Genomic DNA, 19,923 nt, shown 5'->3' on the forward strand with positions numbered 1-19,923 from the left:
TGACGTGATGCGATTACTTGTATTAAAACTTGGTGGTAGTATTCTTGAAAAACTTCCAGAGAAATTTTTTGAAATTGTTGGCCAGATTCATAACGAAAAACGTTGTTTGCCCATTATTGTTCATGGTGGAGGACCAGCCATTAATGAGATGCTTGAGAGATTGCATATACCGAATAAAAAGGTTGACGGTCTTCGGATAACGACGGAAAGTGTGCTAGAAATAGCCGAAATGGTGATGTGTGGACAGATAAATAAACATATCGTCTCTCAATTTCAACTTGCTGGTGTTCATGCGTGTGGTTTGAGCGGTGTCGATGGGAATCTATTACAGACTGTACCAGCAGATGAAACAGGCAAATTAGGTTTTGTAGGAGAAGTAGAAAAAGTAAACACAACATTCCTTACCACTTTTTTAGAGGCTGGCGTCTTACCTGTTATTTCTCCAATTGGTAGCGATCGCTATGGCCAGCACTACAATATCAACGGGGATACTGCGGCGGCTGCGGTTGCTCAAGCACTAGCAGCTGACCTTGTGTTCGTTAGTGATATTGATGGAATCATGGAGGAAGTCAATGGAGAAAAGAAACTCCTGACCACAATGGATCAACAACAAATATATGAAAAAATGTCCTCTGGTGCAATTTTTGGCGGGATGGTTCCAAAGGTAAAGGCTGCTATGAAAGGGCTAGAAAATGGTGTGAAGAGAACGGTTATTTTAAATGGATTAAAGCCTGAGGACTTCGAAGCATTCATAGATGGAAAAGAACGTGGCACTAGTATTCTATTAAGAAAGGAGACGATCCGATGAGCCAACCTCCAGCAGTAAATGAACTTTCTGCCGTCATGAATGTCTATAATCGCCTTCCAATTACGTTGATAAGAGGGAAAGGGAGCTATGTTTGGGATGAAGCAGGGAAAAAATATCTTGATTTTACATCGGGGATCGCAACGTGCAGTTTGGGCCATGTGCCCGATACTGTTCAGGATAAGCTTACGGAACAGCTAGCAACATTATGGCATTGCTCAAATTTATTTACCATCCCAGAACAGAAAAACTTAGCGAATCGATTAAGTCAGCATAGTTGTTGTGATCAAGTGTTTTTTTGCAACAGTGGTGCTGAGGCAAATGAAGCTGCCATTAAATTGGCAAAGAAGTTTGCAAAGGATCAGGGGAAACCAGAACGTAAGGAAATTGTTACGTTCCACCAATCTTTTCATGGAAGAACCGGTACGACAATGGCTGCAACGGCTCAGGAAAAAATCCACCAGGGATTTGAACCAATTGCTCCAGGTTTCCGCTATCTTCCGTTTAATGATCAAAACGCTCTTACACAAATTGATAATGGAAAGACAACGGCAGTATTAGTAGAGCTTATTCAAGGTGAAGGTGGCGTGCATCCAGCAGAACAAGACTGGATTTTGGCACTGCAGGAACATTGTCAGAAAGCTGATATTTTACTGATGGTGGATGAAATTCAAACAGGAATCGGAAGAACAGGAACTTTATTTGCCTATGAACAATTTGGCATAAAACCAGATGTCATCACGTTAGCGAAAGGGCTAGGGTCTGGCTTTCCTGTTGGTGCGATGCTGGCAAAAGGACGCGTTGCTGCTTCCTTCCAACCAGGCTCACATGGAAGTACATTTGGTGGTAACCCATTGGCAATGACGGCAGGTGGAGCAACATTGGACGTTATGCTTGAAAAGGAATTTCTTCATGAAGTTACCGAAAAAAGTAATTGGCTGTTCGAAGCTTTACAGAATTTAAAAGATAACTTCGAAGGTATAAAAGATGTTCGAGGAAAAGGCTTTTTAATTGGCATTGAGGTTGACGGCAATGCAGGAGAGTTGGTTTCTACCTTTAGGGACAAAGGAATCATTGTGTTGACAGCTGGGCAGCAGGTTTTACGTATCCTGCCACCATTAACCGTATCATGGGAGGAAATGAAAGCATTCATCCATACCTTTAATGAAATTTTAGCAGAGGGAGAGTATGACAAACGATGACAAAAGGCTATCTTATGCTTCAGACAGGAGAGGTATTCAGTGGTGATTGGATCGGTGCCAAGCAAGATACGACAGGAGAGCTCGTCTTTAACACGAGTATGACTGGTTATCAGGAAATGATGACAGACCCCTCCTATGCAGGCCAAATTCTAACTTTCTGTTATCCGATGATCGGGAATTATGGGGTGAATCTTCATGATGTGGAAAGTAAAGAGATTGCCGTTTCAGCAGTTATCATGAGTGATGCCTGTGAAGAGCCAAGTCACTACCAGTCCGTCATGACTTTATCCGAAAAATTAGCGCAGGCTGGTGTATCTGGATTGACGAATCTTGATACACGGGCCTTAGTTGCAATTATTCGAAAGCATCAAACAGTGCGAGCGAGAATTGTAGCCGATCCCTCTTCTATTACGACAATGTCTGCATGGAAACAGGAGAGCACACTAGAACTTGTGAAAACAGTAGCAATACCTGAACCCGAAACAATTGGGAGTGGCGACCTTCATATTGTTCTGGTCGATTTTGGGTATAAAAAGTCAATCGTTAACGAGCTATTAGAAGCCGTGTGTAAAGTAACGATTGTTCCTTTTACCACAACGTTCGAGAAAATCGCGCTTATAAATCCAGATGGTATTCTCATTAGCAATGGACCTGGAGATCCGACCGATTTGGCAGCATATTTTCCATTCGTAAAGAGATTATCAGAAGCCTATCCGACTCTTGGCATTTGCTTGGGACACCAATTACTGGCACTGGCATACGGTGGGAAAACGAAGAAGATGCCTTATGGACATAGAGGTAGCAACCATCCTGTGAAAGAGCTCGCGACAGGGAAAGTGACGATCACTTCCCAAAACCATGGTTATGAAGTGATAGAGGAATCTATTGACAGGAAGGCTTTTCACCTTACGCATCAAAACGTTAATGACCAATCTGTTGAAGGAATGACACACCGCTCCTTACCTATTCTGTCTGTGCAGTTTCATCCAGAAGCACACCCAGGACCGAGTGATGCAGCATACATTTTTCAGCAGTTTTTACAACACGTGAAGACAAGGAGGGAACAAGCATGCCACAACGTACACAGCTAGAGAAAGTGCTCGTTATCGGCTCTGGACCAATTGTGATCGGGCAGGCCGCTGAATTTGACTATGCAGGTACACAAGCTTGTCTTGCTTTAAAAGAGGAAGGAATTGAGGTAATCCTCGTCAACAACAACCCTGCGACCATTATGACAGATAAATCTATCGCCGATCACGTGTACATGGAACCATTAGAAATAGTGACACTGGAAAAAATTATTGCCAAGGAACAGCCAGATGGGATTATTGGCACATTAGGTGGGCAAACGGGACTGAATTTAACGGTTCAATTATATGAAAAAGGAATCCTTGATCAATATGGCGTGCAAGTGCTTGGCACTCCTGTCAAAGCGATACAAAACGGAGAAGATCGTAACTTATTTCGAAATTTAATGTTAGAAATAAACGAACCTATTCCAGAATCTAAAATTATTCAAAGCCTTGAAGAAGGGCTTAATTTCATTCGAACAATCGGTTTTCCTGTTATTCTCCGACCAGCTTACACATTGGGTGGGGAAGGAGGAGGTTTTGCGCATAATGAGGAAGAATTTGCCGAACACCTTACAAAAGCACTATCGCTCAGCCCAATCAACCAGGTACTTGTTGAAAAAAGCATCAAAGGCTGGAAGGAAGTAGAGTATGAAGTAATGCGTGATGCAAATGATACGTGCATCATCGTTTGTAATATGGAAAATATGGATCCCGTTGGGGTACACACAGGAGATTCCATCGTTGTCGCACCTTCCCAGACGTTAACAGATGTGCAGTATCAGTTACTGCGGACTGCTTCTTTAAAAGTGATTCGTGAGCTTGGGGTCATAGGTGGTTGTAATATCCAATTTGCTCTCCACCCGGAATCAAATGAGTATCGTATTATTGAAGTGAATCCCAGGGTTAGCCGGTCCTCTGCGCTAGCTTCCAAGGCTTCCGGCTATCCAATTGCCAGGATTGCAGCAAAGTGTGCGGTTGGCTTTTTTCTTGATGAAATTTTGAACCCAATTACCGGAAATACATATGCTTCTTTTGAACCTGCTTTGGATTATATTGTCGTGAAATTACCAAGATTTCCTTTTGATAAATTTACCGAAGCGGATCGCACGTTAGGTACGCAAATGAAAGCAACAGGGGAAGTTATGGCAATTGACCGTACTTTTGAAGGTGCCTTAAACAAAGCAATTCGTTCTCTGGAAATGGGTGTTTACAGCTTACATGGGCCAGGAATGAAGAAAAAAACTAGAGAAGAACTCAACCATTTGCTTCAGGTGCCAAATGACCTCCGACTTTTCGCTATCGGCGAAGCATTATCACGAGGGATGGATGTGAAAGAGATAATCCGTCTAACTGAAATGGATTTCTGGTTCATAAGAAAACTACAGCGAATCCTTGAACAGGAGGAAACACTATCCACCTATCAATGGCCTAACATTCCAGCAGATATATTGCGTCAGGCAAAACGGTTTAATCTTAGTGATAATCGAATTGCGGAGCTTACAGGTACAACGTCTAAAGAACTTAGAAAAAGGTATGAGGAGATTTTCCTGAAGCCTTCCTACAAGCTTGTTGATACATGTGCGGGGGAATTTGACGCTGTTACGCCGTATTATTATTCGACATGGCATGGGGAAGACGAAGTAGAAGCTTCTCAAGTAAAGAAAAAGATCCTTGTGTTAGGATCTGGGCCAATTCGTATTGGGCAGGGTATTGAATTTGATTACTGTGCTGTACAGGCAAGCTTAGCTATTAAAAAAATGGGCTATGAGGCAATTGTGATGAATAATAATCCTGAGACGGTGAGCACAGACTATTCCTTGGCAGATCGCCTGTACTTTGAACCCCTAGCTCTAGAGGATGTGCTTGCGGTTATTCATAAAGAACGCGTGGATGGTGTTCTTGTTCAGTTTGGTGGCCAGACAGCCATTAATTTAGTAAAAGCTTTGGTTGAGGAAGGCGTGCCAATACTAGGCACGACCGCTGAAGCGATCGATAAGATGGAAGATAGAGATGCTTTCTATCACGTATTGGAAAAACTTGAGATCCCGCATATTGCTGGAGAGGTAGTCACACATCATGAGGCACTAAAAAGTACCGCAAAGAAACTTGGCTTTCCCATTCTTATTCGACCATCCTATGTAATAGGTGGGCAATCCATGTTTATTAGCTACAATGAAGCAGAGCTTTTTCAGTACGTAGAAAGAATTGAGACGGACACAAATGGAGAATGCTGGCCGCTTTTGCTTGATTCCTATTTGCCTGGGTTGGAATGTGAGGTTGATGTCATTAGTGATGGGCAGGATGTTGTCATTCCTGGTATTTATGAACATGTTGAAATAGCTGGGGTTCATTCAGGGGATAGCTTGATGATTTTCCCATCGATCAACTTAACCCAAGACATAAAAGACAAAATGACGTCAATCATTCAAGGCATTTGCAGAAAAGTACCAATTATCGGCGTGATGAACATCCAGTTCATCGTATATGGGGAAGAGGTATTTGTAATAGAGGTGAATCCACGATCTTCTAGAACGATCCCAATTATTAGTAAGGTTACAGATGTGCCTATAATAGATTGGGCAGTTCAAGTACAGATGGGGAAGCCTTTAGCAACACTATCCAATGAGCGAAATGTATTGAAAGAGCCTGCTCATTATACCGTCAAAGCACCTATTTTCTCTGCAGGAAAATTAAAAGGGGTGGATCACGTACTTGGACCTGAAATGAAATCAACAGGTGAAGTCATTGGTATAGGAAAAAGCCTGGAAGCTGCCTTAGAAAAAGTACGTCCAGCTTTACCACAAACTCAGCTGAGCCTTTTTGTTTCTGTTGCAGATCGGTTTAAGAAAGAAGCTGTGACGCTTATTGAAAAGCTTGCTGACAAAAATGTAACATTAGCAGCCACAGCAGGAACAGCAACCTATTTAAAAACTGTTGGGTTTGATGTAGTAGAGGTTCCAAATAGCCGGAGTGCTATCGAGAAATACTGGGATAAACAAAAACCAGATGTGCTGCTTAATATCCCTTCAATAGGCAGGGAAAAGAAGCGAACCGGATTTTATCTAAGAGAACTAGCAACAAGATACCAGGTAACTTGTTTTACGAGTCTGGATACAGCTCGAGCAATGTTATTAACGGAATATCCAGAACAAAATGAGGTTCAGTCACTAATGGAATATATGGCAAGAGAAACAGTTTAGCGTGCGAGTGAATTAAAGATGTTTTAAAAGGGGCTGGTTCATGTATTGAATCAGCTCCTTTTGACTAACTATTTACATAAAAGGCTCACTAGCTGAGCCACTCCCATGCATCATCTATTTCATCTGATTGGAAGTGCTTTGCTTTAATTCCTGGGAGAACATTTCCGAAGTTAGCAGCTGTTCCGATTAAACTTTTATCACTAACAATTGCAAACTTTTGAAACTGACTCCAATGTTTTGCATCAAATTTCATCCCGTCGGTTATGCCTTGGAATGTTGTTCCCTCAACCTCAGGTACAAAAGCAATAATGTTAAATTTATCCCCATTAAAGCTTTGTGCGACTCGCTTATCAAGTAAATTAGCATCTTCTTCCGTAACTTTTCCAGTGAATTCTACAGCAATAGTTGAGTCGTTCTCACTTGGTAGAAAATTGATCACTATAATCCTCCTCTGTGTAAAACTTGGCATTATTATTAATAAACCATTCCCTGAAAGAAAATAGTATAAAACCTTTCTAAATCTATAAGTGTGGGTCATTCTAGTGGTTTATTAAATTGGTGGGTTAAGGTAAACTCAAACTAGTTACTCGAAAATTTAGTGAATTACTAATGAGGAGATGGCTAAAAATTAAATGAAGACTATTATGGTAGTAGGCGCATCAGGGGTTCTAGGTAATTTAATTTGTGAAGAACTTCTAAGAATTTATGAAAATCAGATAAAGTTAATTGTCACAGATTACAAGCCAGAAAGAGGAAAGAAATTAGCTGCTTCCTTTGCTACAGAAACGACATTTGTACAGTTAGATATAAAAGATGAAACAAACATAAATCAAGTAATAAAAAATGTAGATCTCGTGATAGTTGTATTAAAACAACAAAAACCGCATATTCAAAGGGTCTGTATAGAGAATAATATAATGTGTATCGATGTTACTCCGTTTCGTGATTTTGTCGATAAAGTAATGGAACTAAATGATATGGCAAATGAAAATAATGTTGGCTCTATTGTAATGTCTGGTTTCTTTCCGGGATTATCAGGATTAGTAGTCAAAGAAGCTATCTCTCCTTTCCTAGAAGTAACAGAGATAGACATAGCCTTATTACAGAATACGAATGCAAAAACTGGTCTAGCGGGTATTTTGGATATGTTAAAAATTATTGCTGAACCGGTCATGTATCAGAAAAAACTTCTCCCTGGCTTTACTAAAAAACGGACTATGTATTTTATAAAACATACGAAGGATAGAAAAGTAAGGCTAATAGATCATTCAGAGAAGGCATTTATTAAACAAAGATTAACGACTGCACCATTACATTATTGGACTGCCTGGAATGTAAGTATTTTTAACAAGATGGTTTCGTTATTAAAGAAAGCAGGCTTCATAACATTTATACATAAAGTTAAACCTAACAATTTGTCCCGTTTAGTACGACACAATCCTACTAAAGATGAGAATGCTTTTATTACAGTTGAAGTGAAAGGGGTTTTGGATAATAAGAAGCTAACTAGAAGAATCTCTATTTCTGCTTTTTCAGATTACCATGTAACAGCGATGGTAACCGCAGCTCTAGCAAAGATTGCGCTTCAAAAAGAGTTTAGCGGGGTGGTTTTTCCTTTTAAAATTACTAATTTTGATGAAGTCTTATCTGTTATCAATTGTCCTAATGCCATTTTGACGGAATACACATAAAGACTGGAGAATTAAGTTATCTAAAAGAAAAGCAAGAGAAAGAACCCGCCAATATAAGTAGATGATAGGGGTGCAAACAAAATAGCTATCGATTATATTATTTTTAAATCATTACCTAAAGATAATGTTTTAGAAGGAATAATAGCGTTACATAAAACGATATTTGGTTCATCAGATAATTTGCTGGATAAAATGGCAAGTAAGCCTCCACTACTCATTGTTATTGCAATGGATGATGAGAGCGTTATAGGCTATAAAATTGGCTACGAATTAGATGAAAATAAATTCTATAGTTGGCTTGGAGGAGTAAATCCCAAATATCGAAATCGTGGTATTGCCTCCTCCTTAATGAAGGAGCAGCATCAGTACTTAGAAGAAAATGAATACAAGATAGTTCAAACCAAAACAATGAATAGATGGCGTGGTATGTTGGTCCTAAATATCAAAAATGGATTTGATGTGATAGAAACCTATACAGATGACAAAGGTAGGCATAAGATTGTGCTTGAGAAGGAGTTGCATGAGTAGTTATTTTATCTATATAAACTAACTGGAAATTATTTAAAACATAGTTTAGTAAATTTTAGATTAAATAATTAGAATGTTATGAAACAAATCTACCAATTTATTCGTATGAACTTTAATAAAGGGGGATAAAATTTGCTACTCATTATCGGAATTGCAGCTAGTATCTTGCTTCTTTACTTTTTTAACAGGTTAATGGGTACAGGAAAGGGAATATCACGATTGATTTTGAGGAGCGTTATTTTGACCATAAGGCATACGTGGGAGCAATAAAAAGCAAATTAGAAAACCAAGATAGAGAAGTAACGTATCAAGGCAATAATAGATTTGTAATTGATGGAAATCATTACCTGTTTTTCGAGAGGAATATAAGCATGGGAGGAGCTCCCCTGCAGAGAACAATATTAAAGCTAGAAAAATAATAGGAGGGATTGATATTTCTTGACAACTAACCCAAAACTTCCTTTATCCAATGATGAAAGAGTAGTACTAAGAAAAGCGAAAGTTAAATTGCGAGAATTACATACATTTGATAGTGAACAGATAGCGCAATTATTAGGGGTTTCCAGCAATAGAGCCAAAACTTTAAAAGGTTTAGCAGATTTCCAACGTGTTCCTTCAGTAGGAAATAAATTAGCTGACAGGCTAGTATTTCAGTTAAATCTCTTTTCTTTATGTGAAATTAAGGAGATGGATGGTGGTAAACTTTTTGATGAGTTAGAACGAACTTTAGGGGTATGGATAGATAGCTGTGTGGAGGATCAAATTCGTTGTGTAATCAACTTTGCCAATAATCCTGAAAGTAAGAAACAATGGTATGATTTCACGAATGTACGAAAGGCTTATCGTAATCAAGTAGGTTTTCCCAAAGATCGTCCAACAAAAGCATGGTATGAATAAATGAGTTGATAAAATAGGAGGTTTTTTAATGGAATTAACACATACTCGATTACTAGTAGATAACTACAAAGAATGTTTTTTGTTTTACAGAGATATCCTGGGGTTTGAAGTGGCATGGGGAGACGAAAACTCTAATTATGCCGATTTTAAATTTAATGGTGCTACCTTAGGAATTTTCGAACGTAAACAAATGGTTCAGGCAATTGGTGGCGAGTATTCACCTGAAGCCTTAAAGACAGATAGAACTGTTTTAGTATTTAAGGTGGCAAATGTTGAAAATAGCTATCAGAAGTTAAACAAGAAAGTAACATTTATTACGGAACCGAAAGAACAGGAAGACTGGGGCATTAAAGTAGCTCATTTCAGAGATCCAGCCGGAAACCTTATAGAAATCTATGAAAACTTGGATAATATGTAAGTTCTACATACGCCCAATAGCAAAAGGGAGATTAAGATGTTAAATGTGAGAGCATTAGAAGATGCAGACTATGCGTTAATAAACGAAGCGGAAAAGGTCATTAAAAAGAATTATAGGTATGGTCGTCATCATATTGGTTCAGCAGTTCGTGCAAAATCAGGGAAAATTCATGCAGCAGTTCATGTAGAAGCAAATGTTGGGAGAATAACGGTTTGTGGGGAGGCCATGGCACTCGGGAAATCCATCTCAGAAGGTGACCATGAATTTACAACAATTGTGGCAGTTGCCCATCCCCACCCACATGAAGCTATCGAAAAATGCTGGGTAGTAGCTCCTTGTGGCATGTGCCGGGAGTTAATTAGTGATTATGGTAGCACTACTGACGTCATCATTTCTTATAACGGTGAGTTAGTAAAATGCAATGTAATGGAACTGTTACCAGAGAAATATACGAGTGAAGCAGAATAATATACAGCTATTTTTTACACAACGAAGAGATCGGTTTGGCACGGTCTCTTTTTAATAGGTGGGATTAAACGATGAGCAGTTGCCTCGAGATAGAAAAAGTAGTATTTAGCACGCTTAAAGAGATGAAAGCTTTATTAGAAGAAAAGTTTATTGGGTTTTATGTACACGGTTCGTTAGCAATGGGAGGATTCAACCCTAAGCGCAGTGACATGGATATTTTAGTGGTATCCAATAAACGCCTACCTTTAAAAGAAAAAAGGAAATTAGCCGCATTTCTACTAAAAAGATCAAACACACCATTCCCAATTGAACTAAGTATACTAACAACAGAGCAGTTAACAAATTGGAAGCATCCGAGCCCATTTGATTTTCATTATAGTGAAAGCTGGAGGCAAGCTTATGAAGAAGACCTGGCAAAGGACACTTACATCTATCTGAATGATGAAATGAAAACAGATCCGGATTTAGCTGCACATTTAACGGTTTTAACGAACAGAGGTATTTGTCTCGAGGGCAAGCCAATTTTGGAAGTTTTCCCCAAAGTACCACGTGCTCATTATATAGCTTCCATTATGGAGGATTTTAAGAATTGCTTACAAACGATAGAGCAGAACCCTGTTTATAGTACGTTAAACCTTCTTAGAGTGTATTGGTATTTGCAAGAAGGAGTCATTTCTTCAAAGAAAGAAGCAGGGCGTTGGGGAGTAGCTACTTTACCAGATGATATGAAAGACACTGTTAAAAAAGTGTTGGAGTGTTATGAGTTGAATAGGGAAGACAATGAGTTTGAGAGAGAAGAACTTTTGTTAATTAGGGATTTTATTGCATGTAAGGTGGAAGATTTGCATGCAGAGATAGACGTATAAATTTAGGGCAATGAAAAAACAGGCATACCCTCTCAAGTATGCCTGTTTTTTCCTATCTATTTCTTACAAATATTCCTCAAACCAACGACAAATATGATTCAGTCTTTCCTGACGCATTGCTGGCTTTCCGCTTCTGCTCAATTCGTGATTTGCACCAGGGAAACGCACAAATTCTACTTCTTTTCGCAGATGCTTCAACGTGATAAACAGTTGTTCACCTTGCTCAACAGGACAGCGGAAATCTAATTCTCCGTGTAAAATTAACAGAGGTGTTTCCACGTTTTCTGCATATTTCAATGGTGAGATTTCCCAAAGCTTGGCAGGATCATCTAATAGGTTTAATCCATGTTCCCACTTATTAAAGAAGAACCCAATATCACTAACACCGTAAAAGCTTAACCAGTTAGAGATGGAGCGCTGGGTTACAGCTGCTTTAAAGCGGTTGGTGTGACCAACAATCCAGTTTGTCATAAACCCACCGTAGCTACCACCTGTTACACCAAGTCTATCCTCGTCAATGAAGCTGTAGTTTTCTAAAACATAGTCAACAGCTGTCATAAGGTCCTTGTAGTCGCCACCACCGTAGTCAGAACGGCAAGCATCTACAAATTCCTGACCATAGCCGTGACTTCCTCGTGGATTTGTGTAAAGTACTACATATCCTTTTGCTGCTAAAAGCTGCATTTCAAAGAAGAAGGTTTGGCCATACATCGCGTGTGGGCCGCCGTGAATTTCCAGTACAAACGGGTACTTTTTCCCTTCTGTAAAGCCATAAGGTTTTAACAACCAGCCTTGAATTTCCTTTCCATCTTCTGCTTTGACAGATAAGGTTTCTGGCTCAGCAATAGCGACTTCATTTAAGAAAGCATCATTGCTTTTGGTTAGCTTTGTTAATGTTCCGTCATTTTTTAAGTAATAAAAATCACAAGGGTTTGTTGCAGAGCTGATTCCTAACACAAATGCTTCCTTATCCTGATCATAGGAAAAACCAAAAACATGATTATCTTCTTTATATAATGTGGTTAATTCTTTATTTAGAGAAACTTTGTACAGTCCTGTTGCACCATAATCTGTGGCGATGAAAAATAGGCTGCTTTCATCTTTTGACCATGCTGGACCTGTTTCAGATTGTCCCATTCTTGTGTCACCGATCATCAGGTCACCTAATTGCATATCCCATGATTTACTTAAGCAAGTACGCTCACCACTAGCAAGGTCGAAAACATAAATCTCGGTTAGTGTTGCACCAGCATATTCATATTCATGGCCAAAGCTGACAACTTTATCGCCACTTGGTGAAAAAGAAGCACTATGATAGCCACCGTTTCCGTCTGTAAGCTTTTTATATTCTTTTGACTGCAAGTCTAGTAAAAACAAGTCATTGGAAAGTTCATAATCTGCATTTTCATTTAAGTTAGCTGCGAACAGAACCTGTTTTCCATCTGGGGAAACATCCTGGAAGCCATGGTCTGCATCGTTATTAGTCAGTTGCGTGAACGTATTACTTTCCAGATTTAAGCTGATAAGCTGTACACGCTTGTTGTCATGGAAACCACTTGAATCTGACTTATATTTCAGACGATTTACGATAAGCGGCTGCTTTTTCTTGTCTTCTTGTTCCTTTTGTCTTTCTTCTTTTGAAGCTTCTTTTTGGTTTTGAATATCGTCATCCTTATCAAGAGAGGCGTGGAAGAAGATAAACTTACCATCCTTAGACCATGTCGGGTTAGAAGCGCCATTTTTAAATGTTGTTAGCTGTCTTGCTTCCCCGCCCTCTGTTGGCAGCAACCATAACTGAGGAAGTCCACTTCTAGTAGACTGAAAAACTGCCTTCTTGCCATCAGGAGAATAACGAAGGTTACTGTTTTTTACATCGCCAAAGGTCCATTGTACAGGTGTGTCGCCGTTAAGTGACTGTACAAATAATTGGCTGTTGTAATCATCCTTGTCATTTGCCTTTGTAGAAACATAGCTGTAAAAGTTACCATCAGGAGAAATCTGAGGGTCACTAAACACTTCTATTTCTGTTAAATCTTCTGTTTGTAATGCGCGTTTTGCATTTGACATAAAAATAAACCTCCCTAATATGTATCGAAATTTCTGTATTCTCTCATTTTAATCTATTTCGGGTTCCGAATCAATTGTTTGTTTTTACTTTTAGTTCTTTTAAAAAGTGTTCTAGTTGTTTAGGAGACGTAAAAATATGAATCTTTGTTTCTTTTAAAGTGGAAAGACGCTTAAGGACTTGAGGAGATTTCTTTTGGTTATACGTGCGTACCCAATTAAAAAATTCCCAATCAAGCCTTTCCTTACAATCTTCTCCCATATCAGGACGGGTTTTGTTATGGTATTGGATACGTCGTTTCACAATGCCGTAGAGACAGCGAATTGTGCTGTAGTGTAGGAAGATTACCGTGTCTGCCTGTTGTAACCGCAAGTCCATTGTGGAGCCGTAATTGCCATCGATAATCCATTGGTTTGTTTCTTGAATTTCCATCGTTTTCTCAATAAGTTCGTCTCGTTCAATCGGCTGCCAACCGGGTTTCCAAAAGATTGAATCAAGGTGGTAAACAGGGATGTTTAAAATCTTACCTAGTTTTTTTGCCAATGTTGATTTGCCGGCCCCGCCACACCCGATAATTGCAATTTTAAGCATAACCTCTCCCCCTCCTATGTATATGGACATACAAGAAGAATTATTATAACATAATTTTCAAAAAATAATTGGTTTTATCTATGTAGAATGGAGGAAGAGATATCGTTAGTTAGATTGTGATATAGTTAAGCATGATTTAGATAGAGGAGGCTTCATTTATGAATAAAGATGAAATTCTTGCCAAGCTCAATAATCATACACCCGGAATTCTTGGGGCGGATGAACTCTATAAATATGCAATTCTACTTCCTTTAGTAGAAAAGGAGGACGGGTTATATCTTGTGTTTGAAGTTAGAGCAGCGAGTTTAAGAAGGCAGCCCGGGGAAATTTGCTTTCCAGGTGGTAAAATAGACCCTGATGATCGAAATGCACGGACAGCTGCTTTGAGAGAAACAGAGGAAGAATTAGGGATAAAACAAGAACATATATCTGATATTTTCCCGCTAGATTATCTGGTTTCCTCTTTCGGAATGATTGTGTATCCATACATGGGCTTGATTGATAATACGGCTGATATTCTTCCAAACCCTGCAGAGGTAGATGAATTTTTCAGTGTACCATTAAAGTTTTTCTTAAAAACACCACCGGAAATCCATTATGTGAACGTAACGATGGAACCAGAGGAATCCTTTCCCTTTGAGCTTATACCAGGTGGAAAAGATTATGAATGGGGGTCTGGAAAAATAGTAGAGCATTTTTATATTTTTGGAGACAAAGTGATATGGGGGCTTACAGCTAGAATCATCCTTCACTTTATTGAACAATTGCAAAAGAGTTAACAATTTGTTTTACCCAAAAAAAGAGAAAGAGTGACAAACATGAAAAAATTGCTATTCACCATCATTTCAGCAGGAGTATTATTGGGGGCGTGTTCTAATACTCAAGGAGAAGAAGAAAAGCAGAAAAATGCGAGCTCAACTGAGGAAGAACTAGTCAAAGAAGATAAAACTTTTTCAAGTTCATCCACTGACAGCAATGAACAGGAAAAAGAATTAGAAGATTCAAGTACAGAGCCTTCTAGTGAGGATGCTGATTCAAATAACGATTTAGCTTCTGAGGAAGATGACTCCACCCAAAAAGAAGATATTGCTGAGACACAAGCTGTTGAAGATCAGAGTAATGAATTTAGCGTGGAAAATTATTTGAATGAACATTATGCCATAGAGCGTACGCATTATAGTTTAGATACTTGGGAAAACGAAGAAACAGGAAGAACGGAATATGTAGTGGGCATCTTACCTGATACCGAAGAGTTTGGACAAGAGATTGACACTGTTTTTAAAGAGGGGAATCCCTACATGGATGACGATCGAACCAAAAAAATGTTTGAAGTGGCAGAGGAACTATTGGTTGATTTACCAAAAGTAAATGATAAGGTTCACATTGAATCTGTTTACTGGAGTGCAAGTGAAAATGAAGAATTCCCGGTTGTTTTAATCCAGGATAGGGCGCAAAGTACGATTGAATAAGGTGGATTACTGCGTTTTTACTTTAATTGGGTCTTATACTCTCTTAATTAGAGGAAATTATATGAACCATGTAGCCATTTTACTGACAGTTATCATGTTTACTTGGCCTGTATACTTAGAAACTAAAAGAGAAGGAAATTCGAAATAGTCTCCTTGTTATAATGGTTTTCCTGAAAATGAAGAGGTTTAGTTAATTCTGGATCAGGAAATCTTATAGGAGGGAGGAGATTAAACTGATTAGGTTTCTTGGCATTACACATGACAATAAAATTGAACAAGATATACCAATAGAAGAAGTAGAATTCAGCAACTACAAATGGTATTGGGTTGATTTTAATCAGCCTACAAATGAAGAGATAGAACATTTATCGAACACATTTGACTTTCATCCCTTAGCAATTGAAGATTGTATCCAAAAATTACAAAGACCGAAATTAGACTACTACGATGATCATACATTTTATGTGACACATAATGTGCGTGAAGAAGACAGAGAGATTATAAGGGACGAGTTTAATTTTTTTCTAAACGAGCAATTTATCGTCACGTTTCATCGTACAGAGGGAAAAGAGCTAACTCAAGTTTGGGATATGCTGAAAGCCACCCGGAATACAGATGAGTGGGATACATTCTATGTGTTTTATCAAATTCTAGACAAAATTGTAGACAATTACTTTCCACTCATTTATAAGCTGGAAGATGAATTGGATGTTATTGAAAATAATTCCCAAGATAGATCAATGGATGATTTAATGAACGAATTATTTGATATACGAAGTATGCTATTAAATTTACGCCATGCGGTTAATCCGATGAGAGACTTACTCTACAGGATGCTAAATTCCCATCATTTAGTGGAAATCAAAAATAGAAGAGAGTATTTCTCCGATATCTATGACCACCTTTTAAAATTGGCGGAAATGGTTATGTCTAATCGGGAAGTAACTGCAGATATAAGAGATAGCTACCTTTCACTTAATTCACATCAGACGAACAACGTCATGAAAGTTCTAACGATTATAACTAGTATTTTTGCACCATTAACGCTCATCGCAGGGATATATGGGATGAATTTTCAATATATGCCCGAATTAACATGGAAGTACGGGTACTTCGTATCCATTGCCATCATGGCAATCATCGCAGTGTCTATGTTTCTTTGGTTTAAAAAGATGGGTTGGTTTAAATAGAGGTTACATGTTTGGTGGTAAGCAATAATGCATTAGGTATTGAAAAACATTAAAACGAAGCTTAAGATATGCCTATAAACCATACTAATATTAAAGGCCAACTCTAGATAGGGCTGGCCTTTTTAAGTTATTTTATAAAATTTTAATACGGTTATGTTAGAGAATCTTTGTAAAAGTCTCTTCCCACTACTGCTATATCATTAGTTTTCTACTTTATTTGCCTCACTAATATTCGCATCTTCCATGTAGGCTTGTTGTAGCTGTTTTGTTATGTTGCCTGGTTTTCCATCGGCAATTTTTACATTATCGACGGAAATAATCGGCATTACTTCGGATGTGCTGCTTGATAATAACATTTCATCTGCATCTGCAATATCTTCAACTGAGAAACTTTGTTCAATAAAAGGAACCCCCAAATCATTAGCGAATTTTTCAACACGCATTCGCACACAGCCGTGTAAAATATTATTTGTAGCTGGATGGGTATAGATTTTCCCGTCTTTAACCATATATACATTAGAAGAACTACATTCAGTTACAATTCCATCTCTATGAAGAATAGCTTCATAGCAACCCTTTTCTTTTGCTTCTTGCTTTGCCAAGACGTTGGGCAAAAGGTTTAAGCTTTTAATGTAACAATTCTCCCAACGAACATCGCGTTGTGTAATAGTCGGTACCCCGGCATCTATTTTTTCGGTATTGCGCTCCAAATCTTGAACATACGCATAAACGTTTGCCGGTACACCTTCAGGGAAAACATGATCTCTGGGTGCAGATCCACGGGTAACCTGTAAGTATACTTTCCCATCTTCAGTCATTTTGTTTCTTTCCAATAATTGCAGCAGTAAATGTGTCATCTCTTCCTTTGTAACATCGAGATTAATTTTCACTGCAGCTGTAGATCGGAATAATCGATCCACGTGCTCCTGAAGTAAATAATATTCTCCATTATAAATGCGGATTACCTCATAAATACCATCACCAAATTGAAGTCCGCGCTCTTCATATGGATATTTTAAATTGTCTCGGTGAGTGAAGCTTGATTGAGTCATGATAATTGGATATACAGACATGCGAATTCCCCTTCCTAAAGCTTATGCCTATTCTATAACTTCTTAGATTAGATGTAAATTGGATTCTCGAATAATCTTCGGGATAATTTTTGAGAGGGAAAGAAGGTTATAAAACCTTGTTTTTATAGCATAACAGCAGTTAAAATTGTCTAGGCTTCTATTATTCTGTCGAAAAAAGTGAAATTTCCTCTTGCATTCTTTAAATAGGCTTGCTATAATCAATAATGCATTCAAAAAACGGCGTTGTTTCTTGAAGCATAAACTTCATTGAATAATACTTTAAATAAATTTCATATTTTATGCGGGTGTAGTTTAGTGACGAGCAAAACTTCTGCCGAATTAGCTACGAGTTGCCTCGAAGCATAAACTTCTAAGAATAAGCTAGCAGATGGAGAGGCAGTAAAACTCTTCTCAAGCAGCGTTAATTATACTTTAAATAAATTTCATATTTTATGCGGGTGTAGTTTAGTGGTAAAACCTCAGCCTTCCAAGCTGATGATGAGGGTTCGATTCCCTTCACCCGCTCCATACATATGTCTTAACGCAGTGTTTCGTAATCTAACTTACGAGGCGTTGCGTTTTTCATTTGTTTACAAACTATTCCCTTCGCTTGAATCAAGCCTTTTCGCATAGTATCCTTAAGGCAACTATTGAGAAATTGAGGGATTGATAGATGCAGAATTTAATTCAACAATTAAAACGGATTGATAATAAAGGCTATAAAGCATACAAAGATTTACAAGGGAAGTACAGCTTCCCTGAATTTGACTTGTTTCTGGATTATGTACAGGGAGATCCGTTTGCAGCACCGTCCCGCCTTCGAATTATTGTGCCTAATCAAAAGCGCGCCATAAAAGCAGATTGGCTTCAAACACCTGCCAGAAAAGTGGCTGCACAGGATGCCATTGCCCGAAGTGTTGGAAAGGCTGTCGCTAAAAATGGCATCTCCATTAAAGGTTCTGGAAAAAGTGGCAATGTATCATTTGATCGACCTGGTCAGGAAGTATTGGAAAGAAGTGCTGTACAATTAACTCACGAAACGATCACCATCTGTCTTTCTGTAGGTCTTCCTGCTAATGGTCGAAAAATAAATGGAAGGGAAGCAGAAAAATTACTAACAAAAGCTATTCCCGATATAATGAAAAATTCCGTTTTTACCATTACGGATGATTCGATTTTGGAAGCAATTCAGCTTGCAGACCAGCAAGAAGCAATTCGTGAACAAATGCGACAGAATAATTGGGTTGCTTTCTTAGCCAATGGCTCCATTTTACCAAGGGAAAGCGGAATTAGTAACCGTCCGATGAAAGGGGCGGTTCCGTTTCAAAGCCCTGCTGAATCGGAAGTGGAAATTTCGATTCCCCACAGTGAAAAGCCACTTCGCGGGATGGCCATCAAAAAAGGAATCACGTTAATTGTAGGTGGTGGCTATCATGGTAAAAGTACCATGCTCCAGGCAATTGAGCGTGGTGTGTATTACCACACACATGGTGACGGCAGAGAATATGTGCTGACAGATCCAGATGCAGTAAAAATTAGAGCAGAAGATGGCAGAAAAGTTACAGGAGTGAATATTTCTCCGTTTATTAACAATTTGCCTCACAAACAACAGACAACGTTCTTTTCAACAGAAAATGCAAGCGGAAGTACTTCACAGGCTGCGAATGTGATGGAGGCATTAGAAATTGGTGCGACGACCTTACTTATTGATGAAGATACAAGTGCCACCAACTTTATGATTCGGGACCATCGCATGCAGCGTTTAGTATCGAAAGATCAGGAGCCGATCACCCCATTTATTGATAAGATTAAACAAATGGAAGAGCAGCTCGGTGTATCTACCATTTTGGTTATGGGTGGCTCTGGTGATTACTTTGCTGTCGCTGACAACGTGATTATGCTTGAATCGTATAAGCCTGAGGATGTAACGAATAAAGCTAAACAAATTATGGTTGACGCTCCCCTCGAGCGTGAGTTAAACACTACCGAAACTTTTGGGGACATTGCAAATCGTTCTTTTCAACCACAGTCCTTGCAGACACAAAAAGGCAAGCGTGCTAAAGTTCAAGCAAAAGGACTAAACACCATTCTAATGGGCAAGAATGAAATACAATTCTCGGATACAGAACAATTGGTAGACTCATCCCAGACAAGGTTGATTGCAGATATCATTTTGTATTTAGATCAAAAAAATGTTCTAACTGGTAAGTCGTTAAACGAAACCGTCAATTATATAGAACAACAGCTTAATGAAAAAGGAATTGCGGCATTCAGTCCATTTAAGAACCAGCATCCAGGAGATGTTGCCAAACCAAGAAAATATGAGATTGCAGCCGTGCTTAACCGCCTGCGGACAGCCGATGTAAAACACAAATAGAAAGGAGGCG

General features: G+C 38.7%; 18 protein-coding genes and 1 tRNA gene. 15 read left to right on the forward strand and 4 right to left on the reverse strand.

Annotated features, from left to right (window positions below; translation table 11 throughout):
* Positions 1-7: 7 nt before the first annotated feature.
* The 4 genes from argB to carB are packed head-to-tail and all read left to right on the forward strand — an operon-like array spanning position 8 to position 6,280.
* Positions 8-808, forward strand: coding sequence for an acetylglutamate kinase (gene argB, locus LG273_RS05885; RefSeq protein ID WP_379563237.1), 801 nt, complete (start codon positions 8-10; stop codon positions 806-808).
* Positions 805-2,007, forward strand: coding sequence for an acetylornithine transaminase (locus LG273_RS05890; RefSeq protein WP_404458602.1), 1,203 nt, complete (start codon positions 805-807; stop codon positions 2,005-2,007). Before argB ends, LG273_RS05890 begins: the two co-directional genes overlap by 4 nt.
* Complete coding sequence (locus LG273_RS05895) at positions 2,004-3,098, forward strand: carbamoyl phosphate synthase small subunit (protein WP_404458604.1); 1,095 nt, start codon at positions 2,004-2,006, stop codon at positions 3,096-3,098. Before LG273_RS05890 ends, LG273_RS05895 begins: the two co-directional genes overlap by 4 nt.
* Positions 3,077-6,280, forward strand: a complete 3,204-nt coding sequence (gene carB / locus LG273_RS05900) for a carbamoyl-phosphate synthase (glutamine-hydrolyzing) large subunit (protein WP_404458606.1) — start codon at positions 3,077-3,079, stop codon at positions 6,278-6,280. The genes LG273_RS05895 and carB overlap by 22 nt, the downstream gene beginning before the upstream one ends.
* An 88-nt stretch (positions 6,281-6,368) precedes the next feature.
* Here the strand turns inward: carB and LG273_RS05905 are convergent, their stop codons facing one another.
* A complete protein-coding gene (locus tag LG273_RS05905) occupies positions 6,369-6,719 on the reverse strand; it encodes an STAS/SEC14 domain-containing protein (protein ID WP_404458608.1) in 351 nt (116 codons plus the stop codon).
* A 193-nt stretch (positions 6,720-6,912) separates the two neighbouring features.
* Here LG273_RS05905 and LG273_RS05910 point away from each other — a divergent pair, with 193 nt between their 5' ends.
* The 6 genes from LG273_RS05910 to LG273_RS05935 all read left to right on the forward strand — a co-directional run bounded on the left by LG273_RS05910 (position 6,913) and on the right by LG273_RS05935 (position 11,148).
* On the forward strand, positions 6,913-7,971 hold the full coding sequence (locus LG273_RS05910) for an SDR family NAD(P)-dependent oxidoreductase (RefSeq protein ID WP_404458610.1): 1,059 nt from the start codon (positions 6,913-6,915) through the stop codon (positions 7,969-7,971).
* A gap of 192 nt (positions 7,972-8,163) precedes the next feature.
* Positions 8,164-8,499, forward strand: a complete 336-nt coding sequence (locus tag LG273_RS05915; RefSeq protein ID WP_404458612.1) for a GNAT family N-acetyltransferase — start codon at positions 8,164-8,166, stop codon at positions 8,497-8,499.
* A gap of 438 nt (positions 8,500-8,937) precedes the next feature.
* Positions 8,938-9,396: a helix-hairpin-helix domain-containing protein gene (locus tag LG273_RS05920; RefSeq protein ID WP_404458614.1), complete on the forward strand. Its 459-nt coding sequence runs from the start codon at positions 8,938-8,940 to the stop codon at positions 9,394-9,396.
* A 28-nt stretch (positions 9,397-9,424) separates the two neighbouring features.
* Complete coding sequence (locus LG273_RS05925; RefSeq protein ID WP_404458616.1) at positions 9,425-9,814, forward strand: VOC family protein; 390 nt, start codon at positions 9,425-9,427, stop codon at positions 9,812-9,814.
* A 36-nt stretch (positions 9,815-9,850) separates the two neighbouring features.
* Positions 9,851-10,282 (forward strand): cytidine deaminase, encoded by a 432-nt coding sequence (locus LG273_RS05930; RefSeq protein WP_379563257.1) that lies wholly within the window; start codon positions 9,851-9,853, stop codon positions 10,280-10,282.
* Between the two features lie 71 nt (positions 10,283-10,353).
* On the forward strand, positions 10,354-11,148 hold the full coding sequence (locus LG273_RS05935; protein ID WP_404458618.1) for an aminoglycoside adenylyltransferase domain-containing protein: 795 nt from the start codon (positions 10,354-10,356) through the stop codon (positions 11,146-11,148).
* A gap of 63 nt (positions 11,149-11,211) precedes the next feature.
* Here the strand turns inward: LG273_RS05935 and LG273_RS05940 are convergent, their stop codons facing one another.
* Both LG273_RS05940 and LG273_RS05945 read right to left on the reverse strand, forming a co-directional pair.
* A complete protein-coding gene (locus tag LG273_RS05940; protein ID WP_404458620.1) occupies positions 11,212-13,215 on the reverse strand; it encodes a S9 family peptidase in 2,004 nt (667 codons plus the stop codon).
* A 70-nt stretch (positions 13,216-13,285) separates the two neighbouring features.
* Complete coding sequence (locus LG273_RS05945) at positions 13,286-13,804, reverse strand: DNA topology modulation protein (protein WP_404458622.1); 519 nt, start codon at positions 13,802-13,804, stop codon at positions 13,286-13,288.
* A gap of 158 nt (positions 13,805-13,962) precedes the next feature.
* Between LG273_RS05945 and LG273_RS05950 the strand changes: the two genes are divergently transcribed.
* From LG273_RS05950 to corA, 3 genes are all read left to right on the forward strand, one after another.
* A complete protein-coding gene (locus LG273_RS05950) occupies positions 13,963-14,583 on the forward strand; it encodes an NUDIX hydrolase (RefSeq protein ID WP_404458624.1) in 621 nt (206 codons plus the stop codon).
* A 39-nt stretch (positions 14,584-14,622) separates the two neighbouring features.
* Positions 14,623-15,273 (forward strand): hypothetical protein, encoded by a 651-nt coding sequence (locus tag LG273_RS05955; RefSeq protein WP_404458626.1) that lies wholly within the window; start codon positions 14,623-14,625, stop codon positions 15,271-15,273.
* 233 nt (positions 15,274-15,506) lie between these two features.
* On the forward strand, positions 15,507-16,463 hold the full coding sequence (gene corA / locus LG273_RS05960) for a magnesium/cobalt transporter CorA (protein WP_404459486.1): 957 nt from the start codon (positions 15,507-15,509) through the stop codon (positions 16,461-16,463).
* 200 nt (positions 16,464-16,663) lie between these two features.
* Here the strand turns inward: corA and dat are convergent, their stop codons facing one another.
* Positions 16,664-17,536, reverse strand: a complete 873-nt coding sequence (dat, locus tag LG273_RS05965; RefSeq protein ID WP_404458628.1) for a D-amino-acid transaminase — start codon at positions 17,534-17,536, stop codon at positions 16,664-16,666.
* A gap of 454 nt (positions 17,537-17,990) precedes the next feature.
* On the opposite strand from dat, the gene LG273_RS05970 reads away from it, so the two are divergent.
* Together LG273_RS05970 and LG273_RS05975 are read left to right on the forward strand one after the other, a co-directional pair.
* Positions 17,991-18,064: transfer RNA gene (locus LG273_RS05970), tRNA-Gly, on the forward strand.
* Between the two features lie 145 nt (positions 18,065-18,209).
* A complete protein-coding gene (locus LG273_RS05975) occupies positions 18,210-19,913 on the forward strand; it encodes an ABC-ATPase domain-containing protein (RefSeq protein WP_404458630.1) in 1,704 nt (567 codons plus the stop codon).
* The last annotated feature ends 10 nt before the right edge of the window (positions 19,914-19,923 follow it).

Source organism: Oceanobacillus kapialis (assembly GCF_044790185.1).
GTDB classification, from domain to species: domain Bacteria; phylum Bacillota; class Bacilli; order Bacillales; family Amphibacillaceae; genus Oceanobacillus_B; species Oceanobacillus_B kapialis.